The 26,224-nt window shown below is 66.9% G+C and carries 23 protein-coding genes; 15 read left to right on the plus strand and 8 right to left on the minus strand.

The features are described 5' to 3' along the window. Positions 1 to 86 precede the first annotated feature (86 nt). Together otsB and otsA are read left to right on the plus strand one after the other, a co-directional pair. On the plus strand, positions 87 to 839 hold the full coding sequence (otsB, locus tag AC5LXK_RS05850; protein ID WP_493390719.1) for a trehalose-phosphatase: 753 nt from the start codon (positions 87 to 89) through the stop codon (positions 837 to 839). Continuing rightward, positions 836 to 2,221, plus strand: a complete 1,386-nt coding sequence (otsA, locus tag AC5LXK_RS05855) for an alpha,alpha-trehalose-phosphate synthase (UDP-forming) (RefSeq protein ID WP_493390720.1) — start codon at positions 836 to 838, stop codon at positions 2,219 to 2,221. The genes otsB and otsA overlap by 4 nt, the downstream gene beginning before the upstream one ends. Before the next feature lie 78 nt (positions 2,222 to 2,299). Here the strand turns inward: otsA and AC5LXK_RS05860 are convergent, their stop codons facing one another. Beyond that, on the minus strand, positions 2,300 to 4,132 hold the full coding sequence (locus AC5LXK_RS05860) for an ABC transporter ATP-binding protein (protein ID WP_493390721.1): 1,833 nt from the start codon (positions 4,130 to 4,132) through the stop codon (positions 2,300 to 2,302). A 565-nt stretch (positions 4,133 to 4,697) separates the two neighbouring features. Between AC5LXK_RS05860 and AC5LXK_RS05865 the strand changes: the two genes are divergently transcribed. The 3 genes from AC5LXK_RS05865 (at position 4,698) to AC5LXK_RS05875 (ending at position 7,328) form a co-directional block, all read left to right on the plus strand. Continuing rightward, positions 4,698 to 5,762: a glycosyltransferase family 4 protein gene (locus tag AC5LXK_RS05865; RefSeq protein WP_493390722.1), complete on the plus strand. Its 1,065-nt coding sequence runs from the start codon at positions 4,698 to 4,700 to the stop codon at positions 5,760 to 5,762. Between the two features lie 237 nt (positions 5,763 to 5,999). Next, positions 6,000 to 6,824 (plus strand): hypothetical protein, encoded by an 825-nt coding sequence (locus tag AC5LXK_RS05870; protein WP_493390723.1) that lies wholly within the window; start codon positions 6,000 to 6,002, stop codon positions 6,822 to 6,824. A 39-nt stretch (positions 6,825 to 6,863) separates the two neighbouring features. Further along, positions 6,864 to 7,328 (plus strand): DUF2214 family protein, encoded by a 465-nt coding sequence (locus tag AC5LXK_RS05875; protein WP_493390724.1) that lies wholly within the window; start codon positions 6,864 to 6,866, stop codon positions 7,326 to 7,328. 79 nt (positions 7,329 to 7,407) lie between these two features. Here AC5LXK_RS05875 and gudD read toward each other — a convergent pair whose 3' ends face one another. After that, the gene (gudD, locus tag AC5LXK_RS05880) at positions 7,408 to 8,760 is read right to left on the minus strand and encodes a glucarate dehydratase (protein WP_493390725.1); all 1,353 of its coding nucleotides are present in this window, start codon (positions 8,758 to 8,760) and stop codon (positions 7,408 to 7,410) included. 358 nt (positions 8,761 to 9,118) lie between these two features. Between gudD and AC5LXK_RS05885 the strand changes: the two genes are divergently transcribed. Continuing rightward, complete coding sequence (locus tag AC5LXK_RS05885; RefSeq protein ID WP_493390726.1) at positions 9,119 to 9,868, plus strand: FadR/GntR family transcriptional regulator; 750 nt, start codon at positions 9,119 to 9,121, stop codon at positions 9,866 to 9,868. Between the two features lie 137 nt (positions 9,869 to 10,005). Here the strand turns inward: AC5LXK_RS05885 and AC5LXK_RS05890 are convergent, their stop codons facing one another. From AC5LXK_RS05890 to pdxY, 3 genes are all read right to left on the minus strand, one after another. Continuing rightward, positions 10,006 to 11,154 (minus strand): branched-chain amino acid ABC transporter substrate-binding protein, encoded by a 1,149-nt coding sequence (locus AC5LXK_RS05890; protein ID WP_493390727.1) that lies wholly within the window; start codon positions 11,152 to 11,154, stop codon positions 10,006 to 10,008. Positions 11,155 to 11,525: 371 nt separating this feature from the next. Next, a complete protein-coding gene (locus tag AC5LXK_RS05895) occupies positions 11,526 to 13,670 on the minus strand; it encodes a phosphocholine-specific phospholipase C (protein ID WP_493390728.1) in 2,145 nt (714 codons plus the stop codon). Between the two features lie 269 nt (positions 13,671 to 13,939). Beyond that, positions 13,940 to 14,800 (minus strand): pyridoxal kinase PdxY, encoded by an 861-nt coding sequence (pdxY, locus tag AC5LXK_RS05900; protein ID WP_493390729.1) that lies wholly within the window; start codon positions 14,798 to 14,800, stop codon positions 13,940 to 13,942. A 173-nt stretch (positions 14,801 to 14,973) separates the two neighbouring features. Here pdxY and AC5LXK_RS05905 point away from each other — a divergent pair, with 173 nt between their 5' ends. After that, positions 14,974 to 16,035: an alpha/beta fold hydrolase gene (locus tag AC5LXK_RS05905; RefSeq protein ID WP_493390730.1), complete on the plus strand. Its 1,062-nt coding sequence runs from the start codon at positions 14,974 to 14,976 to the stop codon at positions 16,033 to 16,035. 34 nt (positions 16,036 to 16,069) lie between these two features. Here AC5LXK_RS05905 and AC5LXK_RS05910 read toward each other — a convergent pair whose 3' ends face one another. Continuing rightward, positions 16,070 to 17,068, minus strand: coding sequence for an LLM class flavin-dependent oxidoreductase (locus AC5LXK_RS05910; protein WP_493390731.1), 999 nt, complete (start codon positions 17,066 to 17,068; stop codon positions 16,070 to 16,072). A 632-nt stretch (positions 17,069 to 17,700) separates the two neighbouring features. Between AC5LXK_RS05910 and hpnI the strand changes: the two genes are divergently transcribed. The 5 genes from hpnI to AC5LXK_RS05935 all read left to right on the plus strand — a co-directional run bounded on the left by hpnI (position 17,701) and on the right by AC5LXK_RS05935 (position 23,027). Then, a complete protein-coding gene (gene hpnI, locus AC5LXK_RS05915) occupies positions 17,701 to 18,876 on the plus strand; it encodes a bacteriohopanetetrol glucosamine biosynthesis glycosyltransferase HpnI (protein ID WP_493390732.1) in 1,176 nt (391 codons plus the stop codon). A gap of 156 nt (positions 18,877 to 19,032) precedes the next feature. Continuing rightward, positions 19,033 to 20,454, plus strand: a complete 1,422-nt coding sequence (gene hpnJ / locus AC5LXK_RS05920) for a hopanoid biosynthesis associated radical SAM protein HpnJ (protein ID WP_493390733.1) — start codon at positions 19,033 to 19,035, stop codon at positions 20,452 to 20,454. Between the two features lie 3 nt (positions 20,455 to 20,457). Further along, positions 20,458 to 21,342 (plus strand): hopanoid biosynthesis-associated protein HpnK, encoded by an 885-nt coding sequence (gene hpnK, locus AC5LXK_RS05925; RefSeq protein ID WP_493390734.1) that lies wholly within the window; start codon positions 20,458 to 20,460, stop codon positions 21,340 to 21,342. Further along, entirely contained in the window at positions 21,339 to 22,382 is a 1,044-nt protein-coding gene (locus AC5LXK_RS05930; protein WP_493390735.1) for an HpnL family protein, read from the plus strand. Before hpnK ends, AC5LXK_RS05930 begins: the two co-directional genes overlap by 4 nt. An 87-nt stretch (positions 22,383 to 22,469) precedes the next feature. Continuing rightward, a complete protein-coding gene (locus AC5LXK_RS05935; RefSeq protein WP_493390736.1) occupies positions 22,470 to 23,027 on the plus strand; it encodes a hypothetical protein in 558 nt (185 codons plus the stop codon). Between the two features lie 3 nt (positions 23,028 to 23,030). Here the strand turns inward: AC5LXK_RS05935 and AC5LXK_RS05940 are convergent, their stop codons facing one another. Together AC5LXK_RS05940 and AC5LXK_RS05945 are read right to left on the minus strand one after the other, a co-directional pair. Beyond that, entirely contained in the window at positions 23,031 to 23,327 is a 297-nt protein-coding gene (locus tag AC5LXK_RS05940) for a BrnA antitoxin family protein (protein ID WP_493390737.1), read from the minus strand. Beyond that, on the minus strand, positions 23,311 to 23,607 hold the full coding sequence (locus AC5LXK_RS05945; protein ID WP_493391188.1) for a BrnT family toxin: 297 nt from the start codon (positions 23,605 to 23,607) through the stop codon (positions 23,311 to 23,313). Before AC5LXK_RS05945 ends, AC5LXK_RS05940 begins: the two co-directional genes overlap by 17 nt. Positions 23,608 to 24,004: 397 nt before the next feature. Between AC5LXK_RS05945 and AC5LXK_RS05950 the strand changes: the two genes are divergently transcribed. From AC5LXK_RS05950 to AC5LXK_RS05960, 3 genes are read left to right on the plus strand one after another with little or no spacing between them, the layout of a single operon-like run. Continuing rightward, on the plus strand, positions 24,005 to 24,694 hold the full coding sequence (locus tag AC5LXK_RS05950) for an ABC transporter permease (protein WP_213265306.1): 690 nt from the start codon (positions 24,005 to 24,007) through the stop codon (positions 24,692 to 24,694). After that, complete coding sequence (locus AC5LXK_RS05955) at positions 24,691 to 25,404, plus strand: ABC transporter permease (protein WP_493390738.1); 714 nt, start codon at positions 24,691 to 24,693, stop codon at positions 25,402 to 25,404. Before AC5LXK_RS05950 ends, AC5LXK_RS05955 begins: the two co-directional genes overlap by 4 nt. 20 nt (positions 25,405 to 25,424) lie before the next feature. Next, complete coding sequence (locus AC5LXK_RS05960) at positions 25,425 to 26,219, plus strand: ABC transporter ATP-binding protein (protein WP_059235287.1); 795 nt, start codon at positions 25,425 to 25,427, stop codon at positions 26,217 to 26,219. The last annotated feature ends 5 nt before the right edge of the window (positions 26,220 to 26,224 follow it).

Below are 26,224 nucleotides of genomic sequence, written 5' to 3' on the forward strand. Positions count from 1 at the left end.
GGTGCGCAGGCGCGGTAAGATGCGCACAATTCCATTCGCGCAGCGGCGGCCTGCGTTTGCCGGCCGACCCTCAGACTATCGAATCGATGCAATCCGTTCCGGCTTCCCTGTCCCTGACCGATACCGCGTTCTTCTTCGACTTCGACGGCACGCTCGTCGAACTGGCGCCGACCCCCGACAGCATTCACGTTCCGCCGTCGCTGCTGGCGCTGCTCGACGAGCTGCGCCGCCGCTCGCACGGCGCGGTCGCGATCGTGTCGGGGCGCGGTATCGACAATCTCGACACGTTCCTGAAGATGCCCGGCCTGCCGATTGCCGGCCTGCACGGCGCGGAGCGCCGCGATGCGAACGGCGACACGCAGCGCATCGGCTTCAACGACGAACGCCTGCTGCGCATCGAGCGCGAACTCGCGGGCGTCGTCGATCGCCATCCTGGCATGCTGCTCGAAATCAAGGGCGCGGCCGTCGCGCTGCACTTCCGCAATGCGCCCGAGCGCGAAGCGGTGGCGCGCGAAGCGGCCGAGCGCCTCGTCGCCGACTATGCCGATGCGTACGTGCTGCAGCCCGGCAAGATGGTGTTCGAAATCAAGCCGAAGGGCGTCGACAAGGGGCGCGCGCTGGCCGCGTTCCTCGACGAGCCGCCGTTCGCGGGCCGCGTGCCGCTGTTCGCGGGCGACGACCTGACCGACGAGAAGGGCTTCGCGGTGGTCAATGCGCGCGGCGGCCTGTCGATCAAGGTCGGCGCGGGCGAGACATCGGCCCGCATGCGGCTCGATTCGGTCGACGCGCTGCATGAGCAGATTGCGTGCTGGCTCGGTACGGGGCAACCGCACGCATGAGCCGGCTCATCATCGTTTCAAACCGCGTCGCGCCGATTTCGGAAGGCGAACCGGCGGCGGGCGGCCTTGCGATCGGCGTCTACGACGCACTGAAGGAAACGGGCGGCATGTGGTTCGGCTGGAGCGGCGAAGTCGTCGCGTCCGGCGCGCCGCAACCGCAGATCCGCATCGAGGAACGCGGGCCCGTGACGTTCGCGACCGTCGGGCTGTCGCGCCGCGATTACGACCAGTACTACCGCGGTTTCTCGAATGCGACGCTGTGGCCGGCGTTCCATTACCGCGCGGACCTGATCCAGTACGACCGCCACGAATTCGACGGCTACCGCCGCGTGAACGTCTGGCTCGCGCAGCAGCTCGTGCCGCTGCTGCAGGACGACGACGTGATCTGGGTGCACGACTATCACCTGATCCCGTTCGCGCGCGCGCTGCGCGACGCCGGCGTGAAGAACCGCATTGGCTTCTTCCTGCACATCCCGTTTCCGGCTGCGCAGGTACTCGTCAACGTGCCGCCGCACCGCGAACTCGTCGAGTCGCTGTGCGCGTTCGATCTGCTGGGCTTCCAGACCGAGCCCGACCTGCGCGCGTTCTGCGACTACGTCGAGTTCGAAGCGGGCGGCGAGGTCGAGCGCGACGGGCAGACGGTGAGCGTGCGCGCGTTCGGGCAGACGCTGCGCGCGGCCGCCTATCCGATCGGCGTGTATCCGGACGAGATCGCGTCGCTCGCGCAGGCGGGTGAGCACGGCAAGGCGGTGCGCACGCTCGCGACGTCGCTGCGCGGCCGGCAACTGATCATGAGTGTCGACCGGCTCGATTATTCGAAGGGGCTCGTCGAGCGCTTCCGCGCATTCGAGAAGCTGCTCGAGCACCAAGCGTCGATCCGCAACCGCGTGTCGTTCCTGCAGATCGCGCCGTCGACGCGTGCGGACCTGCGCGCGTACCAGGACATCCGCCTGCAGCTCGAAGCGGAGTCGGGGCGCATCAACGGCCGCTACGCGGAGCTCGACTGGGCGCCGATCCTCTACATTCACCGCCAGTACGACCGCCAGGTGCTCGCCGCGCTGTACCGGCTCGCGCGCGTGGGCTTCGTGACGCCGCTGCGCGACGGGATGAACCTCGTCGCGAAGGAATATGTGTCCGCGCAGAATCCGGACGATCCGGGCGTGCTCGTGCTGTCGCGTTTCGCGGGTGCCGCGCGCGAGCTGACGGGCGCGCTGATCGTCAATCCGATCGATATCGACGGGATGGCCGATGCGCTGTCGCAGGCGCTGACGATGCCGCTCGCCGAGCGGCGCACGCGCTACGCGGACATGATCGCGCAGCTGCGCGAGAACAACGTGTCGGTGTGGCGCGACAATTTCCTGCGCGATCTGCAGCACGTCTGACCGGCTGCTTCCGGTGCCATGAAAAAAGCCGCAGTGCGTGAAGCACTGCGGCTTTTTTGTCGGGCGGAGGCCGGCGCGTCAGGCCACGCGTTCGCCGGTCGGTGCACCGCCGTCGGGCGCGGCGTGGTGGCGGCCGTGCTGCTTCGCGAGCAGGTCGCGGTACAGGCCGGGGCGGCTGCGCAGCACGTCGGGCGGGCCGTCGTCGATCACCTTGCCGTTGCTCATCACGATGATCCGGTCGAAGTTGCGCAGCGTCGACAGGCGGTGCGCGATCGCGATCACCGTGCGGCCGACCATCAGGCGGTCGAGCGCGCTCTGGATTGCTTCCTCGGACGCGCTGTCGAGCGCCGACGTCGCTTCGTCGAGCAGCAGGATCGGCGCATCCTTCAGGATCGCGCGCGCGATCGCGATGCGCTGGCGCTGGCCGCCCGACAGCTTGACGCCGCGGTCGCCGACGATCGTGTCATAGCCTTCCGGCATCGCCTCGATGAACTCCGCGCAGCGTGCGTCGCGCGCGGCGGCGAGCACTTCGTCGCGGGTCGCTTCGGGGCGGCCGTACGCGATGTTGTCGTAGACCGTCCGGTGCAGCAGCGAGATGTCCTGCGGCACGAGCGCGATCGCGTGGCGCAGGCTGTCCTGCGTGATCGTCTTCACGTCCTGGCCGTCGACCTTCACGACGCCGTCCTGCGTGTCGTAGAAGCGCTGCAGCAGCGCGAGCACGGTCGACTTGCCGGCGCCCGACTTGCCGATCAGGCCGACGCGCTGGCCCGGCTCGATATGGAGGTCGAAGTGATCGAGGATCGCGCGGCGGTGCGGATACGCGAACGTCACGCGCTCGAAGTCGACGCGGCCGCCCTTGGCCGACAGCGGTTGCGCGTCGGAGCGGTCCGGCATCCCGTGCGGTTCGAGCAGCGTCTTCACGGCCTCGGACAGGCGCGCGATGTGCTGCGTGACGTCGACGAGCGCAACCGCGAGGTCGCGCGTGCCGTGCAGGATCGTGAAGCCGAGCGAGCTGACGAGCACGATGTCGCCCGACGTCGCGCGGCCCTGGTCCCACAGCCACAGCGCCCAGCCGAGCAGGCCGGCGGACAGCATCGCGGTGATCACCGCGTGCAGCAGCCGCAGCTTTTCGAGATAGAACAGGCTTTGCTGGCGTGCGTCCATCTCGGCCTTGACCGTTGCGCCGAAGCGCTTCTGCTCGCGCAGCGTCATCCCGAACGCACGCACGAGGCCCATGTTGCCGATCACGTCGACGAGCTCGCCGTCGACCGCCGCGGCCTTGGTCGCGAACGCATGGTGGCGGGCCGAGCCGCGTCCGGCGAGCTTGAACAGGATGATGGACAGCACGGCCGAACAGCCGAGCAGGCCGGCCGCCATCAGCGGATTGACGACGATGATCATCAGGATCGCGCCCATCACCGCGATGCACGGTGGCAGCACGTTCCACGCCATCGTGTTCTCCGACGTGTAGACCGCATTCGACGTGGCCGTGATACGGCTCGCGAGGGTGCCCGGCTGCTTCTCCGAGTAATACGTCGGCGAATGGCCGATCAGGTACTGGAACAGGTCGCGCCGCAGGTCGCCGGTGACCGCGACGAACGTGTGCGCGGCGGCCCAGCCGCCGACGCGCCACAGCAGGTTGTCGGCCGCGATCAGCCCGACGAGCAGCGCGAATGCGCTCCACAGCGGGCCTGGGTGATGGCGACCGGTCGCGAGTACGTCGATCAGGTGCTTGATCGCGTATTGCGAGCCGAGCGCGCAGCCGACGGCAGCCAGCACGCTGCAGAGCACGACCAGGTGGGCAACGGGGTGGAGGCGGATGTAGCGGAACAGGAACGCGATCGGCCGGTGCGCGTAGCTCGACAGCTTCGCGTTGTGGGCGTTGCGCTGGGCAGGGGTGAGAGATTCCAAAATATGCGTGCGGTGATTCGGTGATTGAGCGTTGCGGCCGGATCGCATGTCGGCGTTCGCCCGGACTGAATAATCCGGCATTGTAAACAAGGCCGTGCGTCGCGCTGCGCGAATCTTGCCTTGGCCAGGGGCTCGCGATCGATTTTGAGATAAAATCCGGCATCCCGTCCTGCCTCATGCGCCGGAATCACGCTGCCGGCAGCCACGGATGACCTGGATCGCCAAAAGGGCCTTCCACTCTAGAACGGACACCCAAGTCCGCGGGTTGCAAAGTGTTGCACCTTTGTAACAAAGTAAAGTGTTTGAAATGTTGTGCGCCGTATCAGGATTAACCCTAGATAATCGGCTCCGGGTTCGATTCCAGGTTTTTTTACGAACCCCTGTCAACGGGTCTTCGTTTCAAACGTTCTATGCCTGTCGCGTCGCCGACGCTCCTTGAGCAGCGCGGGTTCGACGCCCCCGGCAGGCTGATTCGTCTGATTGTCGGACGAGATGCTTCCAGCCCGGACCGCCGGCAGGTTGCCGACCCATACCTGGTTTTTAGCCGATTTTTTAGGAGTTACGCATGCGAATCGCCCAAATCGCTCCGTTGCATGAAGCGGTGCCCCCGAAACTGTACGGCGGTACCGAGCGAGTGGTGTCCTACCTCACCGAAGCACTTGTCGAGATGGGGCATGACGTCACGCTCTTCGCGAGCGGCGATTCGCAAACCTCCGCGAAGCTCGAAGCGTGCTGGCCGCAGGCGCTGCGCCTCGACCCGACGATCCGCGACGTGATGGCCCCGCACATGCTGCTCCTCGAGCAGGTGCGCCGCCGCGCGGAAGAGTTCGATGTCCTGCACTGCCACATCGACTACTACCCGTTCTCGCTGTTCTCGCGCCAGCCGGTCCCGCATCTGACGACGATGCACGGCCGTCTCGACCTGCCGGAACTGCAGCCGATCTTCAACGCATTCAGCGACGTGCCGGTCGTGTCGATCTCCGACAACCAGCGCATCCCGCTGCCGCAGGCGAACTGGCTGCAGACCGTGTATCACGGCCTGCCGGAAAACCTGCTGACGCCGATCCCGAACGTGAAGCCGGGCTACCTCGCGTTCCTCGGCCGCATCTCGCCGGAGAAGCGCGTCGACACGGCGATCCGCATCGCCGAACAGGCCGGCCTGCCGATCAAGATCGCCGCGAAGCTCGACAAGGCTGACCGCGCGTACTACGAAGAGAAGATCAAGCCGCTGTTCGCGCTGCCGCACGTCGAGTACATCGGCGAAATCAGCGAGTCGGAAAAGACCGAATTCCTCGGCAACGCACACGCGCTGCTGTTCCCGATCGACTGGCCGGAGCCCTTCGGTCTGGTGATGATCGAGGCGATGGCATGCGGCACGCCGGTGATCGCGTTCAAGCGCGGCTCGGTGCCGGAAGTGATCGACAACGGCGTGTCGGGCTTCGTCGTCGAAGACGAACTGTCGGCCGTCGCCGCGCTCAAGCGCCTCGACACGCTGCCGCGCGAGAAGGTCCGCGCCGCGTTCGAAGCACGCTTCTCGTCGAAGGTGATGGCGCAGAACTACGTGAAGGGCTACGAGGAACTGCTGCGCCAGAAGCGCCGCACGGTGCTCCGCGAAGTCAACGCAGGCTGATTGCCGGCCGCTGCCGCGCTGCGGCGCGCGGCCGTCATCGACGCCCCGTCCGGGTTTTCCGGCGGGGCGTTGTCACATCTGCGGCGCGGATCTGTTGTATTCTCGCCGCGCCCGGCGCCGTGAACGGCCCCCGAAGCGGCCCGGCACGCCATCCTGCCGTCTGTCCAGACGGTAATGTCCCTATAATGGCCGTGCCGTGAAATCCGGCCCTGTACGAATATCCAGAGGAGAGCAGTCTTGGCGAGAACGAAAACCACGCGCGCAGCGCCGGCTCCCGGCGCCGGTGTGATCTTCGCGTTGCGCGCGATCGGTCTCGTGCTGCTCGCGCGCTGGCTGTTCTCGATGTCCCAGATGGGCTATCGCTCGTCGCTGTCGGCGATGGTGTCGTCACCCTGGGCGTTCGTCTACCTGGTGCTGATCTTCCTGCTGCTCGCGCTGCCGGGCGCCGCCGCGCGTGCCGAGCGGCCGTTCCATCCGCTGCCGCAATGGCTGCGCCAGGCGCTGCGCGTCTTCGCGCTGATCGGTTTCCTGTTCGCGGTCTGGTCGGTCGGCATGTTCGCGTGGGTAGCCGGCTGGCGCCACGCGCTGCATGCGGTGACGGCGACCAACGGCTGGCTCGTCGCCGCGCCGGCGCTCTACGCGGCGATCGTCTGGATCTGCCGCCCGCGGCCGCTGTGGCGCACCAACGTGGCCGCCCGCCGCTTCGCGGTCGGCCGGTACGCGATTTCACTCGACGTGCTGACGCGCACCGCGATCGTCTGGATGGAAAGCCGCAAGGTCGGCCAGTACGACGCGCGCGAACTGTCGGTGCGCTGGCCTGGCCGGGCAGCTGCGGCTGCTACGGCTGCTACGGCTCCGGGCGATGGCGCGCCGGACGCGCAGCCGGCGGTCGTGGCGCCGCGCCGCGGCAGCCTGTTCAATCGTCCGAAGGTGGTGTTGCTGTGGGATTCGCCGGCGGCCGTCGGCCATAACCGGCAGATCGTGATGCGCGCGCCGCTTGCGACCGAGGGCGACCGCGTCGCGGTGCTCGCGCTCGACGCGGCGCTCAAGCAGATCGTCTGACAGGGCCCGCGCACCCGGTGCGGGCGACAAGGAGGCGCGATGATCATCCGCTGGTTGCTGGCTGCCATTCACCTGAGCGCGTTCGGCGTCGCGTTTGCCGCGATTGCAGGGCGTAACCGTGCATTGCGCCGGCTGATCGCGTCGGCGCAGGCAGCCGACCTGCCCGGTGTGTTCAAGGCCGATGCGGTCTGGGGGCTGTCTGCGCTCGTGCTGATCGTGACGGGCCTCATGCGCGCGTTCGGCGGTTTCGAGAAGGGCTCGGCGTATTACCTGCACGAGCCGCTCTTTCATCTGAAGATGACCGCGCTCGTGCTGATCCTGCTGCTCGAGGTCGTGCCGATGCTGGGGTTGATCCGCTGGCGGGGCGCCGCGCGGCGGCAGCAGATGCCCGATCTCGGCCGTGCGCGCACCTATGTGCGGATCGGCCATTGGCAGGCCGTGCTCGTGATCGTCATCGTGTTCGCCGCGTCGGGAATGGCGCGGGGGATCGGCGCGGCCGGCTAGTGCGGTCGGCCGGGTATGGCCGGCCGGATGCGGCCAGCCGGCGATAACCGGGCGGCTGCACCGCCCGGTTTGCCCGTGCTCAGCGCACGAGGCAGGGGCGCTTGTTGTTGAAGGTCCAGCCCGGAATCAGATACTGCATGGCCGCCGCATCGTCGCGGGCACCGAGGCCGTGCTGCTTGTACAGCTCGTGTGCGACCGCGACGGCATCCATGTCGATGTCGATGCCGAGCCCCGGCCGCTTCGGTACTTCCACCAGCCCGTTCTCGATCTTCAGCGGCTCGCGCGTCAGCCGCTCTCCGTCCTGCCAGATCCAGTGCGTGTCGATTGCAGTGACCTGACCGGGCGCGGCAGCCGCGACGTGCGTGAACATCGCGAGCGACACGTCGAAGTGGTTGTTCGAGTGAGAACCCCACGTGAGCCCCCAGTCGCGGCACATCTGCGCAACGCGCACCGAGCCCTGCATCGTCCAGAAGTGCGGGTCGGCGAGCGGGATGTCGACGGCCTGCAACTGCACCGCGTGGCCCATTTGCCGCCAGTCGGTCGCGATCATGTTGGTTGCCGTCGGCAGCCCGGTCGAGCGGCGGAATTCGGCCATCACCTCGCGGCCCGAGTAACCGTTCTCCGCCCCGCACGGGTCTTCCGCATACGCGAGCACGTGATGCTGATCGCGGCACAGCCGTACGGCCTCGTCGAGCGACCATGCGCCGTTCGGGTCGAGCGTCACGCGCGCGTCGGGGAAGCGCTCGGCGAGCGCCGTCACGGCTTCGATCTCGCTCGCGCCCGCGAACACGCCGCCCTTCAGCTTGAAGTCGTTGAAGCCGTAGCGCGCATGCGCCGCTTCGGCGAGCCGCACGACGGCTTCGGGCGTCAGCGCGGCTTCGTCGCGGACACGCGTCCAGTCGTCGGTCGCGCCGCTGCCGTCGCGATAGGCGAGCGTGGTTTTCGTGCGATCGCCGATGTAGAACAGGTAGCCGAGCATTTCGACCCGCTCGCGCTGCTGGCCTTCGCCGAGCAGCGCGGCGACCGGCACGCCGAGATGCTGGCCGAGCAGGTCGAGCAGCGCGGCTTCGAGTGCAGTGACCGCGTGGATCGTCGTGCGCAGGTCGAAGGTCTGCAGCCCGCGGCCGCTCGCGTCGCGGTCGGCGAAGGTGCGCCGCACGTCGTTGAGCACCGCGTGGTAATTGCCGACCGGCTGGCCGACGACGAGCGCGCGCGCGTCGTCGAGCGTACGGCGGATGCTTTCGCCGCCCGGCACTTCGCCGACGCCGGTCCGGCCTGCGCTGTCCTTCAGGATCACGAGGTTGCGGGTGAAGAACGGACCGTGCGCGCCGCTCAGGTTGAGCAGCATGCTGTCGTGGCCGGCGACCGGAATCGCTTGCAGGTCGACGATGCGCGGCGTGTCGTGGGAGGGCGAGGCAGTGACGGCGTTCATGGGCGGCGATGGCGAAAGAGTGGGCGATGCCGTGCGGCAAAAGCTTTGCCGCGCGCGGCGGGAGGTGCGATCATTCGACAACCGACGTGCGTGGCGCGCAAGCCCCGCATGTCGACGCAACCCGAAACGGGGTGGGAGCGACAACCGGACCAGCGAAGCGTAGAACGCTAACGCTGGCTGATCGTAACGCACGGGACCGGGCGGTGCTGGAAAGCCGACCTGAGTCGACAGGAGATCCGTGCGGATATCATCAGTCGTCGGATGACTTGTGACGAAGTATAATGAATCATCGGCTTTCGCTCAAACCCCGCGTAAACCCTCGGCTCACATTACGATCATTCAAAAAGGAACCGGCCTCATGTCCGTGCCTACGCTTCCCGTCGCGCCGCGCCGTCGCGCCCGCAGTCTCGCGCAAGACGTCGTCGACGCGCTGACCGCGCAGATCGAAAACGGCACACTGCGCCCCGGCGACAAGCTGCCGACCGAAACCGAAGTCATGGCGGCGCAGGGCGTGAGCCGCACGGTCGTGCGCGAGGCGATCTCGCGGATGCAGGCGAGCGGCCTCGTCGAGACGCGCCACGGCATCGGCAGTTTCGTGCTGGAGCCGTCGCGCCGCCAGACGCTCGGCATTGATCCCGCGACGATCACGACGCTGCGCGACGTGCTCGCGGTGCTGGAGCTGCGCATCAGCCTCGAGAGCGAGTGCGCGAGCCTGGCCGCGCAGCGCGCGAACGATACCGACCTCGCCGCGCTGCGCCGTGCGCTCGACGCGATCGCGACGGGCGCGGGCGGCGGCCGCGACACCGCGCAGCTCGATTTCCAGTTCCATCTGCAGATCGCGCAATCGACCGGCAACCGCTATTTCGTCGACATCATGACGCAGCTCGGCACGTCGATCATTCCGCGCACGCGCGTGAATTCGGCGCGCTTTGCCGGCGACGATCTCGAGCGCTACGTCGGCCGGCTGAACCACGAGCACGAGGATATCTACGAGGCGATCGCGCGCCACGACCCGGAAGCCGCGCGTGCCGCGATGCGCACGCACCTCACCAACAGCCGCGAGCGGCTGCGTCGCGCACACGAGGCGGCCGAGGCCGAGGCCAGCTGATCGTCGCGTCGCCGGGCTCGCGTTGCCGCGGGCCCCGGCCGGATTGCATCAACATCAGTCGTCATATGAGATCGATGTAACTTGATCGATCTGCGCGGCCAGGCGGCGTGTCCGCCGCCGGCCGCTTGTCTCGCCGATCAGCCTCCCTTCGTCACGATCGTCTTCCACACGCCGTTCTTCACCTGGTACAGCGTCGACATCCCGCTCTTCAGCGAACCGTCGTTCGCGAACGAGATGCGGCCGGTCACGCCTTCGAAGTCGATCTTCTTGAGCGCCGGGCGATAGACCTTCGGGTCGGTCGAGCCGGCCGCCTGCATCGCCTTGATCGCCGCCCACGCCGCGTCGTAGCCGAACTGCGCATAAGACAGCACGTCGACGCCGAAGCGCTTCTTGAAGCGCTGTTCGAAATCCTTCCCCTGCGGCAGCTCGTCGAGCGGCCGGCCGTATTCCCACGCCATCGCGCCCTCGGCGGCCGGGCCCGCGATCTTGATGAACTCGTTGTCCTTCACGCCGCCGCCGCCGACGAACTGCGCGTTCAGCCCGAGCTGGCGCATCTGCTTGATGAAGTTCGCGGCGAGCGAATCGAGACCGCCGAAGAAGATCAGGTCGGGGTTCTTGCCCTTCAGGCTCGTGATCTGCGCGCGGAAATCGACCGCCTGGTTGCTGGTGAACTCGCGGCCGATGAGGTTGCCGCCGGCCGCCTTCACAGCCTTCTCGAATTCGTCGGCCTCGCCCTGGCCGAACGCGGTGCGGTCGTCGATGATCGCGATGCGCTTCGCCTTCGTCACGTCGACCGCGTACTTGCCGGCGTTGCCGGCGTTCTGGCCGTCGGTCGCGATCACCATGAACATGTTCGCGAGCCCGCGCGACGTGAGCGTCGGGTTGGTCGCGGCCGGGTCGATCACCGGAATGCCGGCCTTGTCGTAGACGACCGACGCCGGAATCGTCGTCCCCGAGTTGAAGTGACCGACCACGACCGACACGTTCTGGTCGACCAGCGCCTGCGCGGCCTGCACGCCGATGCGCGGGTCGGCCTGGTCGTCCTGCACGACGAGATTGAAGTGCGCGGGCTTGCCGGCGATCTGCACCTTCTGCGCGGCAGCATCGTCGAGCGCGAGCTGTACGCCGTTCTGCAGGTCCTTGCCGTAGCCGGCGTTCACGCCGGTGAGCGGCGCGGCGAACCCGACCTTCACGTCGGTCGTGTCGGCCGCCAGGGCGGCCTGTTGCGAGAGGAGGGCAAGCGCGGATGCAATCGACACCGACAGCAGGGAATGACGGAATTTCATGTTGTTCCTCTTGTTCGACACCTGCGAGTGGGTACCGCGCGCGTCCGGGCGGGCCGGGCGCGTGCGACGGGCGGGCGGTTCGACCGCTTCTCGGAATCGGGCGGGGAGGTCGGCGTCATGATCCTCGGAAGGATCTCCCGTCAGGCTCCGCGAGGAGCCCCGATCGCCTCGATATATAGGTCGCCGATATGCCCGGGTCTTGGCAATTTGCCGCGCATTCGGTGAGGATTTGCGCATAGCTTCCGCGCGTGGGCGGGCCGCCGGTATCGGGAGTTTCCCGTCGCAGACTGAACGGGCGAAGAGGGGGAAGGAGGGGGGCGGGGCAAAAGCGCGGCGCGGCCCGCCGGGGCCACGCCGCGCAAGCGATACCGTCAGTCGGACAGTGCGTCCGATGCGGCTTCGGCGTCGTCGTGCGACGCGTGCGTGCGGATCAGCGGATCGCTGGTGCTCGGGCGGCCCGTCTCGACGTGGCCCGCGAAGCGGCGCAGGAAGCCGAGCAGCCGACCGTCGCTGACGGTCAGGTCGTACCAGCCGTGGCTGCCGCGCAGGTCCCAGTAGTCGTCGACGTGCGCGCCCGGCGCGAGGTCGAACGTGCGCGAGCGGCCGTGGCCGTACGCGTTCGTGACCTTGAGCCGCACGGACTTGTGGCCGCGGTTCATCAGGCGCAGCGTGATGTTGCCGTTCGCGACGTCGTAGCCGTAGATCACCTCGGGGTTCACGTTCGCGCTGCCGACACCGGTTGCGAACGGGCCGCGGAAATGGCAGTAGAAGCCGTTCGGGCCGTACACGTCGAGGTCGTACAGGCCGAGCGACGCCGCGGCACTCCACGTGTCGTCGATCCGCTTGCCGGCTTCGACCGTGTACGTCCACGGGCCGTCGAGGCGGTTGCGCGACTGCACCTGGAACGACGCGCCTGCCTGGCCGGTGTTCGCGAAGGTCAGCCGGAACAGGCCGTTCACCGATTCGACGCGGCCGTGCGCGAACAGCTCGTACGGCAGCGCGCGCGCCGGCCGCAGCCCGGCCTCCTGTTTCGGCAGCTTCTGCAGCAGCGGCGGCACCGGGATGTAGTCGGGGTGGCGCAGGCGGTCGGGCGGCGCGTAGCCGCTCGTGTCCGGCAGTGTCGGCCAGCCGGCGTCCGCCGTCGCGAAGTTGAACGCGGAGGTCAGGTCGCCGCACACCGTGCGGCGCCACGGCGAGATGTTGCCGGCCTTGACCGGGTACTGCGCGCCGAAGCGGGCTTCGATGAATTGAAGCAGCGACGTGTGATCGAAGGTCTGCGAGCAGACCCAGCCGCCCTTCGTCCACGGCGACACGACGAGCATCGGTACGCGCGGCCCGAGCCCGTACGGGCCGGCCATGTGCGACGCGTCGCCCGGGAACACCTCGTTGGTCGTCGCGACCGTCGACAGCCCGTTGTCGCGCGATTGCGGTGCGAACGGCGGCGGCACGTGATCGAAGAAGCCGTCGTTTTCGTCGTACGTGATGAAGAGCGCGGTCTTGCTCCACACTTCCGGATTCGACACGAGCGCCTGCAGCACCTGCTCGATGTACCACGCGCCGTAGTTCGCGGGCCAGTTCGGGTGCTCGGAATACGCCTCCGGCGCGCAGATCCACGACACCTGCGGCAGCGTGCCGTTCTTCACGTCCTGCTGCAGCACGTCGAACAGCGTGCCGCCCGCGCTGATGTTGGTGCCGGTGCGCGCCTTGTCGTACAGCGGCGTGCCGGGCAGCGCGGTGCGGTACTGGTTGAAGTAGAGCAGCGAGTTGTCGCCGTAGTTGCCGATGTACGGATTCTGCGTCCAGCCCCACGAGCCGGCGGCGTTCAGGCCGGTGCCGACGTCCTGGTAGATTTTCCACGACACGCCGGCGTTCTCCAGCACTTCCGGATAGGTCGTCCAGCCGTAGCCCGCTTCCTCGTTGCCGAGCACCGGGCCGCCGCCCGTGCCGTCGTTGCCGACGTAGCCCGTCCACATGTAGTAGCGGTTCGGGTCGGTCGAGCTCGGGATCGCGCAGTGGTATGCGTCGCAGATCGTGAACGCATCGGCGAGCTGGTAGTGGAACGGGATGTCGTCGCGCTTCAGGTGCGCCATCGTCGTGGTGCCCTTGTTCGGCACCCACTGGTCATAGCGGCCCTTGTTCCACGCGGCATGCATGTCCTGCCAGCCGTGCGGCAGGTCCTGCAGGAACTGCAGGCCGAGCTTGTCGGCGCCCGGGTGGAACGGCAGCAGTTCGGCCGGGCCGACCGGCTGGTGAAACACCGACTTGCCGTTCGCGAGGCGCAGCGGGCGCGGGTCACCGAAGCCGCGGACACCGCGCATCGTGCCGAAGTAGTGGTCGAACGAACGGTTCTCCTGCATCAGGATCACGATGTGTTCGATGTCGCGGATCGTGCCGGTGCGGCGGTTCGCGGGAATCGCGAGCGCATCGCGGATCACGGGCGGAAACAGGTTCAGTGCGGCGGCGCCGGCAGTGCCGGCGGCGACGCGCAGGAAGTCACGACGGTTCGATCGGGTCATGGTCGTTATCGTGCGGTAAAGGGGGAGCCGATTGGCGGGACCTGCGGAAAGGGCGCGCGCCGGGTCGCAGGATGCGGCTGCGCCGGTTCGTGCCGCCGCGAGCATAGCGAGGAATCGGTGTCATTCATGTGAAGTCCGGAAACGTTTGCATGCGCAGCGAACGGGTATCGGACGCATCTCGCCAGCGGTCGTGGCGCGGAATGGAGGACGGGGAAGCGTGGGCGGCGCAAGCGGGGTGCGCCGGGGGCAGCGGAGGGCCGAGCGGCGCGTCAGGCGTCGGTCACCCACGCGCCGAACCATTCGCTCGGACGCGCGATCTCGTCCTGCGCGGCGACGAGTTCGAGTTCGTAGCGGCGTGCATCGTAGGTCGCTTTCACGACCGCATGCACGGCCGCGAGCGTGTGCTCGAACGCGGCGCGCACGGAGTCGCCGCGCAGCCGGCACGCAACGAAAATCGCGCTGGTCAGGTCGCCGACGCCGACCGGATGGCGCGGAAACGCGTACAGCGGACGCTGGCCGATCCACGCTTCGGTTTCGGTGACGGCGAGCATGTTGAAGCGGTCGGCCGGACTGTTGCGGTCGTGCAGGTGCTTGACGAGGATGATCTGCGGGCCGCGGCGGATCAGTGCGCGGCACGCATCGACGGCTTCGGCGACGGTCTCGATGCGGCGCCCGGCGAGCTTCTGCAGTTCGGTGTGGTTCGGCGACATGCCGTCGGCGATCGCCGGCATCTCCTGGACCATGAACTCCTCGACGCCGGGCTCGGGCCGGATGCCGCCCGTCTGGCCCATCGCCGGATCGCAGAAGTACCACGCGTTCGGGTTCATCGCCTTCACCGAGCGGACGATATCGACGGCCGCGCGCGCCTGCGGCGGCGAGCCGAGGAAGCCGGACAGCACGGCGTCGCAGCGCTTGAGTGCGCCGATCGCGGCGATGCCGTCGACGAGCTGTTCCATCTTCGCCGCATCGATCGCGCTGCCGGCCCAGTGGCCATACTGCATGTGATTCGACAACTGGACGGTGTTGAGCGGCCAGACGTTGACGCCGAGGCGCTGCATCGGGAACACGGCCGCACTGTTGCCGGCATGGCCGTAGATGACGTGCGACTGAATGCTGAGGACGTTTTTCATGGGAATTCGCCTGCACGCGTTTCAGGGTCACGTCACACGATACCCGAGTTCGTCATACGCGCGGAAGTCGCGCGGCCCCGGAGTGTTGCGCGCCGTCGTCACGCGACCGCGTAGAATCGCGGGGCGCGAGGCGGCCCGGCTGCCTGCGTGCGTCTCCAATCACAGTGATCGCCATGCTTTCGATTTGCAAAATGTTGTCCGTCGCGCGCGCCGCCGTGCTCGGCGCGGGTATTGCCGCCGCGTGTGCCATGCCCGTTGCGGCCGTCGCCGCGCCGCCCGCAGGCAACGACGGGCCCGTGTACGGCCCGCGCCTGGAAGGGTTCGCTTATCCGGCGCCCGTGCACGAATACGCGTTCGTGTCGCAGCGCGAAACCCTCGAGATGGCGTTTCTCGACGTGCAGCCGGCGCACCCGAACGGCCGCACCGTCGTGCTGCTGCACGGGAAGAATTTCTGCGCGGCGACCTGGGAGGCCACGATCGGCGTGCTGAGCCGTGCCGGCTATCGCGTGATCGCGCCGGACCAGATCGGCTTCTGCAAGTCGTCGAAGCCCGATCGCTACCAGTACAGCTTCCAGCAACTCGCGCGCAACACGCACGCGCTGCTCGAATCGATCGGCGTGAGGTCGGCGACGATCGTCGGCCACTCGACGGGCGGGATGCTCGCGATCCGCTATGCGCTGATGTATCCGAAGTCGACCGACCAGCTCGTGCTCGTGAACCCGATCGGCCTCGAGGACTGGAAGGCGCTCGGCGTGCCGCCGCTGTCGGTCGACTACTGGTATGCGCGCGAACAGAAGACCACCGCCGACGGCATCCGCCGCTACGAGCAGGGCACGTACTACGCGGGCAAGTGGTCGCCGTCGTACGAACGCTGGGTGCAGATGCTCGCCGGGATGTATCGCGGCGCCGGTCGCGACGCGGTCGCGTGGAACTCCGCGCTGATCTACGACATGATCCTCACGCAGCCGGTGGTCTACGAACTCGGTGCGATCCGCGTGCCGACGCTGCTGATGATCGGCGACAAGGACACGACCGCGATCGGCAAGGACGTTGCGCCGCCCGACGTGCACGCGAAGCTTGGCCACTATCCGGAGCTCGCGAAGCGCACGCAGGCGGCGATTCCCGGTGCGCAGCTCGTCGAATTCCCGGCGCTCGGACACGCGCCGCAGATCCAGGATCCGGACGCGTTCCACAAGGCGCTGCTCGACGGGCTGGAGGCCGTGCATCCGCAGTGACGCAGCGCAGGCCGGCGGCGGCGCGATCGAGCCGTCAGCGCGCCTCGCTCGCGAGCTCGTCGCGGATTTGCGCGGTCAGCTCGAACGAGCGCAGCCGTGCGTCGTGATCGTAGATCTGCGCGGTGACGATCAGCTCGTCCGCACCCGTCTGTGCGATGCGGTCGCGCAGCTTGTCGCGCACCGTGTCGCGCGAACCGACCGCCGCGAACGACAGCGAATGCGCGACGGTCGCGAGTTCGAGTTCATTGGCCTCGAGCACGTCGACGGGCGGCGGCAGCTTGCCCGGCGTACCGCGCCGCAAGTTGATGAACTGCTGCTGCAGCGACGTGAACAGGCGCCGTGCCTCGTCGTCGGTCTCGGCCGCGAACACGTTGACGCCCACCATTGCATGCGGCTTCGGCCATTCCGCCGACGGCCGGTACTGCGCGCGATAGATCTCGAGTGCCCGCATCAGGTAATCGGGTGCGAAGTGCGACGCGAAGGCGAACGGCAGCCCGAGCATCGCGGCGAGCTGCGCACTGAACAGACTCGAACCGAGCAGCCATACCGGCACGTCGAGCCCCGCGCCGGGCACCGCGCGCACGCGCTGGCCGGGCATCGGTTCCGCGAAGTAACGCTGCAGCTCCGCGACGTCGTCCGGAAACGAGTCGGCGCTGCCGATCAGGTCGCGACGCAGCGCGCGCGACGTGGTCTGGTCGGTGCCGGGCGCACGGCCGAGGCCGAGGTCGATGCGCCCCGGATACAACGACGCGAGCGTGCCGAACTGCTCGGCGATCACGAGCGGCGCGTGGTTCGGCAGCATGATGCCGCCCGAGCCGACCCGGATCGTTTGCGTGGCGCCCGCGACGTGGCCGATCACGACGGCGGTGGCCGCACTCGCGATGCCGGGCATGTTGTGGTGCTCGGCCAGCCAGTAGCGGCGGTAACCCCAGCGTTCCGCATGCTGCGCGAGGTCGACGGTGTTACGGAATGCCTGCGAGGCGTCGGCGCCGGCCGGAATGGGGGCGAGATCGAGTACGGAAAACGGTGTCATCGGGTGGCCTTCGAAACGAGGTGGCGTGGTGATGCGCTTACGCAACAAATTCCAAGGATTTTGCCAAAGGGTTCCGGAACGTGCTGGCGGCGCGCGGATACCCATGCGCCTTACAGGGATGCAGGGTCGATTGGTGTGATCGTTGCAAAAATCAATCCAATCGCCGATTAATTACCAATCTTTACGGCGATTGGACGTGAAACCGCATCGACATACAAATTTGCACGAAATGCTTGATTTTCAAGACTGCAATACGCCTGCAAAGTGCTTACGCTAATGTGAACGTGGCCGTGCCGATCAGGTTTGTCGACCGCTCAGCTTTGCCGGAATTGCACCAGTCCGTTTCTCGTAGTGCCAAGCGCGAGGGTTCGCAGACTGCTAAAATCCGGCGCCTGCCCATGTTGTGCCGATGGTAGCCATTCGAGTCTTCCCGCATCCCGTCAGGGCATTGCGTGGAGATACGCCACGCGAAGCCGGGCATGGTCGAACCCGAATAACGGGTCGTGCCTCCCCATTACAGACGCTGCTGGAACAAGGAGTCGGGTCGTGCCCGCGTTCGTCGTTGTCGGAATACCGCATCAATCACGCTCAGGCGTTCCCCATGGCGTTCAGTTCGCCGGGAGGCGTTGCGCATGACGTCAACTGCAACGCTGCTCGACTGGCTCCTGATCGTGTTCACGCTGGCCGCGGCCGGCTATGCGCTCGTCGCGGCCTTCGCGCCGCGGCCGCGCACGCCGCGCACGGCCGTGCGCGACGGTTTCGATCCGGTCAGCGTGCTCAAGCCGCTGTGCGGCGCGGAGCCGCACCTGTACGAGAACCTCGCGACCTTCTGCGATCAGCGCCATCCGCGATATGAAGTGCTGTTCGGCGTCGCGTCGCCGGCCGATCCGGCCATCGCCGTCGTCGAGCGGCTGCGCGCCGACTATCCGGAGTGCGACATCACGCTGGTGATCGACGCGCGCGTGCACGGCAAGAACCTGAAGGTCAGCAACCTGATCAATCTCGCCGAGCGCGCGAAGTACGGCCGCATCGTGATCGCGGACAGCGATATCGCGGTGCAGCCCGACTATCTGGAGCGCGTGACGGCGCCGCTTGCCGACGCGTCGGTCGGGGTCGTCACGTGCCTGTATCATGCGCGCAGCGTCGGCGGGTTCTGGACGCGGATCGGCGCGCAGTTCGTCGACGCGTGGTTCGCGCCGTCGGTGCGGATCACGCACCTCGGCCGCTCGAGCCGCTTCGGTTTCGGCGCGACGCTTGCGCTGACGCGTGACACGCTCGACCGGATCGGCGGCTTTTTCGCGCTGAAGGACGAGCTGGCCGACGATTTCTGGCTGGCCGAGCTGCCGCGCCGCCTCGGGCGGCGCACCGTGCTGTCGGAGGTCGAGGTCGCGACCGACGTGATCGAGCCGTCGTTCGGGCCGCTCTGGCACCGCGAGACACGCTGGCTGCGCACGATCCGTTCGCTGAATCCAGCCGGTTTCGCGTTCCTGTTCATTACGTTCACCGTGCCGTGGCTCGCGATCGGCGCGGCGCTCGCGCTGCGTCTGGACGGCACCTTCGCCGGCACGCTGGCGGGCGGGGCGGCTGCGGTCGGCGCGTTCGGCCGGCTCGTGCTGCACGCGCGCGGCGAGGACGGCTGGCGTGCGTTCTGGCGTGACCTGCCGCTCGTCGCGGTGCGCGACACGCTGCTCGCGCTCGAGTGGCTCGCGGCCGCGTTCGGCACGCACGTCGTGTGGCGCGGCGCCAGGATGACGGTCGTCGGCGGTGAACGCGCGACAGCCGCAGTGGAAGCAGTGGACGGCCGCTAGGGGCCGTCGATCGAACCCGGCCCGAGGGCCGAGACGCGCTGCACGGCGAAGCCGCGCGGCGCGACATGACAGAGAGGCGGGCGCCGGTATGGCGGCCCGCGGTTTTTTGACTGAATTGTTGTGACGAATCGAACTATGCAGGCTACCGGAGCATTCATGAAAACGCTGTTCTTGCAGGCCCCTTCGTATGACGGCTTCGACGGCGGAGCCGGCTCGCGCTATCAGGCGAAGCGCGAAATCCGTTCCTTCTGGTATCCGACGTGGCTTGCGCAGCCGGCCGCACTCGTGCCGGGCAGCCGCGTCGTCGACGCGCCGGCCGACGGCCTGTCGGTCGAGGAAACGCTGAAGATCGCCAACGACTACGACCTCGTGATCATCCACACGAGCACGCCGTCGTTCCCGACCGACGCGATGTTCGCGCAGGATCTGAAGAAGATGAAGCCGTCGATGCTGGTCGGCATGGTGGGCGCGAAGGTGATGGTCGATCCGCACAACTCGCTCACGGCGAGCGAGGCCATCGACTTCGTGTGCCGCGAGGAATTCGACTTCACCTGCAAGGAAATCGCCGAAGGCATTCCGTTCCCGCAGATCAAGGGCTTGAGCTGGCGCGCGAAGGACGGCTCGATCGAGCATAACGAAGCGCGTCCGATCCTCGAGAACATGGACGAACTGCCGTTCGTCGCGCCCGTCTACAAGCGCGACCTGAAGATCGACAACTACTTCATCGGCTACCTGAACTATCCGTACGTCTCGATCTACACGGGTCGCGGCTGCAAGTCGCGCTGCACGTTCTGCCTGTGGCCGCAGACGGTCAGCGGCCATCGCTACCGTACGCGCTCGGTCGAGAACGTGATCGCGGAAGCGAAGTGGATCCGCGACAACATGCCGGAAGTGAAGGAACTGATGTTCGACGACGACACCTTCACCGACGACCTGCCGCGCGCCGAAGCCATCGCCATCGGCCTGGGCAAGCTCGGCATGACGTGGTCGTGCAACGCGAAGGCGAACGTGCCGTACAAGACGCTGAAGGTCATGAAGGAAAACGGCCTGCGCCTGTTGCTGGTCGGCTTCGAATCCGGCGACGACCAGATCCTCGTGAACATCAAGAAGGGCGTGCGCACCGATTTCGCGCGCCGCTTCAGCGCGGACTGCAAGAAGCTCGGCATCAAGATCCACGGCACCTTCATCCTCGGCCTGCCGGGCGAGACGCAGGACACCATCAAGAAGACGATCGAGTACGCGAAGGAAATCAATCCGCACACGATCCAGGTGTCGCTCGCCGCGCCGTACCCGGGCACGACGCTCTACAAGCAGGCCGTCGAAAACGGCTGGATGGAAGAGAACAAGACCATCAACCTGGTCAGCAAGGAAGGCGTGCAGCTCGCGGCGATCGGCTATGCGCACCTGTCGCGCGACGAGATCTATCACCATCTCGAGCAGTTCTATCGCCAGTTCTACTTCCGTCCGTCGAAGATCTGGGAAATCGTCCGCGAGATGCTGACGAGCTGGGACATGATGAAGCGCCGTCTGCGCGAAGGCGTCGAGTTCTTCCGCTTCCTGCGCGCACACGAGGCGTAATTCGTGGCGACGCAGCGGGCGGCGCGGGCGCTGATTTTTACCGCGGACGACTTCGGGCTGCATCCGCGCGTTAACGCGGCGGTCGAGCGTGCGCACCGCGACGGCGTGCTGAATGCCGCCAGCCTGATGGTCGGCGCGCCCGCCGCGCAGGACGCGATCGACCGCGCGCGACGGCTGCCGTCGCTCGCGGTCGGCCTGCATCTGGTGCTCGCGGACGGGCCGGCCACGCTGCCCGCGCATGAAATTCCCGCACTCGTCGGTTCCGACGGGCGGTTCGGCGACGCGATGGCGAAGGACGGCTGTCGCTTCTTCTTCCTGCCGCACGTGCGCGCGCAACTGCGCCGCGAGATCCGTGCGCAGTTCGACGCGTTCGCGGCGAGCGGCCTGCCGCTCGACCACGTGAACGCGCACAAGCATTTCCACCTGCATCCGACCGTGCTGTCGATGATCATCGAGATCGGCCGCGACTACGGGCTGCGCGCGGTGCGGTTGCCGTACGAGACGAGCGCGCCCGCGCTGCTCAAGCCGTGGATCGCGCTCGTGCGCGCGCGGCTCGATCGTGCCGGGCTCGCGCACAACGATTACGTGGTCGGGATCGAGCACACGGGCGCGATGGACGAGGCCGTGCTGCTCGACGCGCTCACGAAGCTGCCGCCGGGCGTCGGCGAGATCTACTGCCATCCGGCCGAGGCCGGCGACGGCCCGATCACGCCGACGATGGCTGGCTACCGTCCGGTGGACGAGCTCGATGCGCTGCTGTCGCCGCGCGTCGCGGCCGCGCTGAAGGCGGCGGGTGTCGCGACCGGCGGCTTTGCCGACGTGTTCGGCCAGCCCGCGGCACGAGGCGGTGCGCACGCGTCGCGCGCACCGGGAGCGCAGCCGTCATGAGCAAGTGGATCAAGTGGCTCGGCTGGCCGATCGGCATCGGCATCCTGCTCGCGCTGGGGCTGCACGACGGTGTCGGCGACGTGTCGCAGATGCTCGCGCGCGCCGGCTTTGCGCTGCTGTGGCTCGTGCCGTTCCACGCGCTGCCGCTGCTGCTCGATGCCTACGCGTGGCACCTGCTGCTCGACCGGCGCAGTTCGCTGTCGTTCCTGTGGTGGATCGCGACCGTGCGCGAGGCCGTGAACCGGTTGTTGCCCGTGGTCGGGATCGGCGGCGAGATCGTCGGCATCCGGCTCGCGCGCTGGCAGGTGCCCGATGCGAGCCGTGTGACCGCGTCGGTGATCGTCGAGGTGCTCGTGACGATCGTCGTGCAGTATGCGTTCGCGGCGCTTGGCCTCGTGCTGCTGCTCGCGTCGACGGACAACATGGGCGGCGGCACGATCGGCCTCGCGCTGCTGCTGACGCTGCCGCTGCCGGTGCTCGGCGTCGTGCTGATGCGGCGCGGCGGCATCTTCCATGCGATCGAGCGTTTCGCGGGCCGCCTGCTCGGCGATTCGCACCGGCTGCTGCAGGGCGTCGACGGCCGCCGGCTCGACGCCGACATCGATTCGCTGATGTCGCGCACCGGGCTGCTGTTCAGCGCATTCTTCTGGCAACTGGCCGGCTATGTGCTCGGCGCACTCGAAATCTACTGGGCGCTCACGCTGCTCGGCCATCCGGTGTCGATCGGCGGCGCGATCGCGATCGAGGCGATGACGCAGGCCGTGCGGCATGCGGCGTTCATGGTGCCGGGCGGGCTCGGCGTGCAGGAGGCGACCGTCGTGCTGCTCGCGCAGATGTTCGGCGTCGACCGCGAGACGGCGCTGTCGCTCGCACTGGTCAAGCGCGGCCGCGAAGTGCTGTTCGGCTGCCTGGCGCTCGGTTCGTGGCAGCTTGCCGAACTCGTGCGTACGCGCCGCCGCATCGGCGTGCCGCCGGCCGTGCCCCATACCTCGCAGCCGGCGAGCCGCGTGTCTGAAACCGAGACCGAAACGACGCATTGAACACGAGACGGGCCACGCGCCCGTCTCGCGCTTTTGGCGTCGCACGGGTATCCTTGCCGCGTGTTTTCTCGACGCGTATTTCTTCCGATGACTTTCCGTTTCCGGCTGCTTCCCGTGACGATGCTGGCTGCCGCGCTGGCGCTGACTGGCTGCGACGACAAGCAAGGCGAGTTCAACGTGCAACGTATCAGGGACTTCTTCAACGCGATCAAGCCCGCGCCGCTGCTGCTGAAGGGGCTGAAGGTCGGCGAATCGACCGAGGCCGACGTGCGCGGCACGATGGGCAAGCCCGAAACCGAGCGCGATTTCACCGACGGCTCGAAGCGTCTCGAATATCCGCGCGGCCCGATGGGCAACCAGACCTGGTTCGTCGATCTCGATGCGAACGGGCGCTACACGGGCGCGACGCAGGTGCTGACCGCGGAGAATTTCGCGAAGGTGCGCCCGGGGATGAACGAGGACGAGGTGCGGCGCCTGCTGGGCAAGCCCGGCGACATCGCGCAGTTTCCGCTGAAGCCGGAGACGGTCTGGAGCTGGCGTTGGCTCGAGGACGGCGTCAACACCGACGCGTTCTTCAATGTCCATTTCGGCCCGGACGGGCTTGTCTATACGACTTCGCGCTCCGACATCCTCAAGGGGCGCTGACGTTCACGCGCGGTGCTTCTTCAGCCATTCGCGCAGCGCGTCGTTCATGCGCGTTTGCCAGCCGGGGCCACCTGCCCGAAACGCGGCGAGGATATCGGCGTCGTAGCGGATGCTGACCTGTTCCTTCGGGTGCTCGAGCTTCGGACGCCCGAACTTTTTCGCGACGACTTCGGCGAATGGCGCCATCGCATCGATTTCTTCGTCGCTGAGTTCATGAGCGTCCGGATCGGCGGCGATGCCGCGCGCGATCGCCGCTTCTTCCTCGGGCGTGTTGCGTATGAATTTAACCGCCTTCTTCATATCGAATCATCTCTCGGTTGTTGGCTTTTCGCAGGCTGACGACGCGTAGCGTGCGGCCGCGCGGGACGACGATCGCCGTGTGCAGGCGGGCACCGATCGGCACCAGGCAGATCCACCGTGTCTCGCCGTAATTGCAGCGGGTGTCCGGCCACACGCACGCCGCTTCCCACTCGGCGAATTCGGCCATTCGCAACGATATGCCGTGCTTCAGCCGGTTCGACAGATCCTTGGCATCGTCGAAAACGAACGGAACTTCGACTAATTGTGGATGCAAAAAAATGAGGTAGCAAGGATTTTTTGTGGATGCAAAAATGAAGAGCCGCCGCGGGGGCATTGAATATGTGCGTATCGCATCGCGGGCATGAGCGAGCGATTGTGTGGCGTAGGTCGGGGCGTGCCTACTCGGCCCGATGGCCGGTCCGGCGCTATATCGAAAAAGCGACCGGAAAATTGCAAAAAGTCCGCTTCCCTGCGTGTCATCCGACTGTCAGGGAGCGGCTTTTTCCCTTTTGAAACAGCGCTGTAGGTTGCGGTTGCAAATGATGGGACGGATTGTTGCAGCGCAGCAATCGCTTGCAAGGTGATTTGAGGCAATCAATTTCGCTTGCGACTATCCGCGTCAGCCCGGCGCGGGACAGGCACATGCGTCGGCATTCATTCCAACTCTGGAGACGCGCGTGTTCCTTTACGGCTTTGGTCCTGTCCTCTGGGCCGGCACCGTGCAGACCATCGAGCTGTCGGTGCTGTCGCTCGCCACTGCGGTGGCGCTGGGGCTGATCGGCGCGGTGGCGAAGCTGTCGCCCAACCGGGTGCTGCGAGCGATCGCGACCGGTTATACGACGCTGATCCGCTCGGTGCCCGATCTTGTGCTGATGCTGCTGTTGTTCTACAGCATCCAGATCTGGCTGAACCAGTTCACCGACCTCGTCGGCTGGGACCAGATCGACATCGACCCGTTCGTGGCCGGCGTGCTGACGCTCGGCTTCATCTACGGCGCGTACTTCACCGAGACCTTCCGCGGCGCGTTCCTGTCGGTGCCGCGCGGCCAGCTCGAGGCCGGCGCGGCGTACGGGATGAGCGGCGCGCGCGTGTTCGCACGGATCATGTTTCCGCAGATGATGCGCTTCGCGCTGCCGGGCATCGGCAACAACTGGCAGGTGCTCGTGAAGGCCACCGCGCTGGTGTCGATCATCGGCCTGGCCGACGTCGTGAAGGCCGCGCAGGACGCCGGCAAGAGCACGTTCAACATGTTCTTCTTCATCCTCGTCGCGGCGCTGATTTATCTCGCGATCACGACCGTTTCCAACCTCGTGCTGATCCAGCTCGAGAAGCGTTATTCCATGGGCGTGCGGCACGCAGAACTATGATCGAGATCCTCCAGGAATTCGGCAAGGCGTTCCTTTTCTGGGACGGCCAGCGCCTGTCCGGCCTCGCGGTGACGCTGTGGCTGCTCGTTGCGTCGATCTCGGTCGGCTTCGTGTGTGCGGTGCCGCTTGCGGTCGCGCGCGTGTCGAAGAAGAAGTGGGTGTCGATGCCCGTGCGGTTCTATACCTACGTGTTCCGCGGCACGCCGCTCTACGTGCAGTTGTTGCTGATGTACACGGGCATGTACAGCCTCGAGTTCGTGCGCTCGCACTCGCTGCTCGACGCGTTCTTCCGCAGCGGCTTCAACTGCGCGATTCTCGCGTTCGCGCTGAACACCTGCGCGTACACGACCGAGATCTTCGCCGGTGCGATCCGTGCGATTCCGCACGGCGAGGTCGAGGCGGCGCGTGCGTACGGGATGTCGCCGTTCACGATGTACTGCCGCGTGATCCTGCCGTCGGCGCTGCGTCGTGCGTTGCCGCTGTACAGCAACGAGGTGATCCTGATGCTGCATGCGACGACCGTCGCGTTCACGGCGACCGTACCGGACATCCTGAAGGTCGCGCGCGACGCGAATTCCGCGACCTACATGGCGTTCCAGTCGTTCGGAATCGCCGCGCTGATCTATCTTGCGGTATCGTTCGCACTCGTCGCGGCGTTTCGCCGCGCGGAGCGCCACTGGCTCGCGTATCTCGCGGCCGCCCGTCATTGATTCACATCGAGGAGAGCCAGTTGGCCGAGATCACTCAAACGAGCGCAGCCACCAAGCTTGCGGCGCTCGATATCCACAAGCGCTATGGCGACAACGAGGTGCTCAAGGGCGTGTCGCTGAACGCGAAGGCCGGCGACGTCATCAGCATCATCGGTGCGAGCGGCTCGGGCAAGAGTACGTTCCTGCGCTGCATCAATTTCCTCGAGCGGCCGAACGCGGGGCAGATCGTCGTCGACGGCGAGGCCGTGCGTACGAAGGCCGACCGTGCCGGCGCGCTCGAAGTTGCCGATCACAAGCAGCTGCAGCGCATCCGCACGAAGCTCGCGATGGTGTTCCAGCACTTCAATCTGTGGGCGCACATGAACGTGCTCGAGAACGTGATGGAAGCACCCGTGCACGTGCTCGGCATTTCGAAGAAGGAGGCCGAGGACCGTGCGCGCGAATACCTGGAGAAGGTCGGCCTGCCGCCGCGCGTCGAGAAGCAGTATCCGTCGCACCTGTCGGGCGGCCAGCAGCAGCGCGTGGCGATTGCGCGCGCGCTCGCGATGCATCCGGACGTGATGCTGTTCGACGAGCCGACGTCGGCGCTCGACCCGGAGCTGGTGGGCGAAGTGCTGAAGGTGATGCAGAAGCTCGCCGAGGAAGGCCGCACGATGATCGTCGTGACGCACGAGATGGGTTTCGCGCGCAACGTGTCGAACCACGTGATGTTCCTGCATCAGGGGCGGACCGAGGAAGAGGGCGATCCGAAAGAGGTGCTGGTGCGTCCGCAGAGCGAGCGGCTCAAGCAGTTCCTGTCGGGTAGCCTCAAGTAACGCGA

The organism is Burkholderia pulmonis (genome assembly GCF_984667975.1).

Bases quoted from the DNA above. Each gene is read 5' to 3' on its own strand.
- otsB (WP_493390719.1), top strand. From the start codon at position 87: ATGCAATCCGTTCCGGCTTCCCTGTCCCTGACCGATACCGCGTTCTTC.
- AC5LXK_RS05940 (WP_493390737.1), bottom strand. From the start codon at position 23,327: ATGAAGAAGGCGGTTAAATTCATACGCAACACGCCCGAGGAAGAAGCG.
- gudD (WP_493390725.1), bottom strand. From the start codon at position 8,760: ATGAACGCCGTCACTGCCTCGCCCTCCCACGACACGCCGCGCATCGTC.
- AC5LXK_RS05895 (WP_493390728.1), bottom strand. From the start codon at position 13,670: ATGACCCGATCGAACCGTCGTGACTTCCTGCGCGTCGCCGCCGGCACT.
- otsA (WP_493390720.1), top strand. From the start codon at position 836: ATGAGCCGGCTCATCATCGTTTCAAACCGCGTCGCGCCGATTTCGGAA.
- AC5LXK_RS05905 (WP_493390730.1), top strand. From the start codon at position 14,974: ATGCTTTCGATTTGCAAAATGTTGTCCGTCGCGCGCGCCGCCGTGCTC.
- hpnI (WP_493390732.1), top strand. From the start codon at position 17,701: ATGACGTCAACTGCAACGCTGCTCGACTGGCTCCTGATCGTGTTCACG.
- AC5LXK_RS05885 (WP_493390726.1), top strand. From the start codon at position 9,119: ATGTCCGTGCCTACGCTTCCCGTCGCGCCGCGCCGTCGCGCCCGCAGT.
- AC5LXK_RS05890 (WP_493390727.1), bottom strand. From the start codon at position 11,154: ATGAAATTCCGTCATTCCCTGCTGTCGGTGTCGATTGCATCCGCGCTT.
- pdxY (WP_493390729.1), bottom strand. From the start codon at position 14,800: ATGAAAAACGTCCTCAGCATTCAGTCGCACGTCATCTACGGCCATGCC.
- AC5LXK_RS05910 (WP_493390731.1), bottom strand. From the start codon at position 17,068: ATGACACCGTTTTCCGTACTCGATCTCGCCCCCATTCCGGCCGGCGCC.
- AC5LXK_RS05930 (WP_493390735.1), top strand. From the start codon at position 21,339: ATGAGCAAGTGGATCAAGTGGCTCGGCTGGCCGATCGGCATCGGCATC.
- hpnJ (WP_493390733.1), top strand. From the start codon at position 19,033: ATGAAAACGCTGTTCTTGCAGGCCCCTTCGTATGACGGCTTCGACGGC.
- AC5LXK_RS05875 (WP_493390724.1), top strand. From the start codon at position 6,864: ATGATCATCCGCTGGTTGCTGGCTGCCATTCACCTGAGCGCGTTCGGC.
- AC5LXK_RS05865 (WP_493390722.1), top strand. From the start codon at position 4,698: ATGCGAATCGCCCAAATCGCTCCGTTGCATGAAGCGGTGCCCCCGAAA.
- AC5LXK_RS05935 (WP_493390736.1), top strand. From the start codon at position 22,470: ATGACTTTCCGTTTCCGGCTGCTTCCCGTGACGATGCTGGCTGCCGCG.
- AC5LXK_RS05955 (WP_493390738.1), top strand. From the start codon at position 24,691: ATGATCGAGATCCTCCAGGAATTCGGCAAGGCGTTCCTTTTCTGGGAC.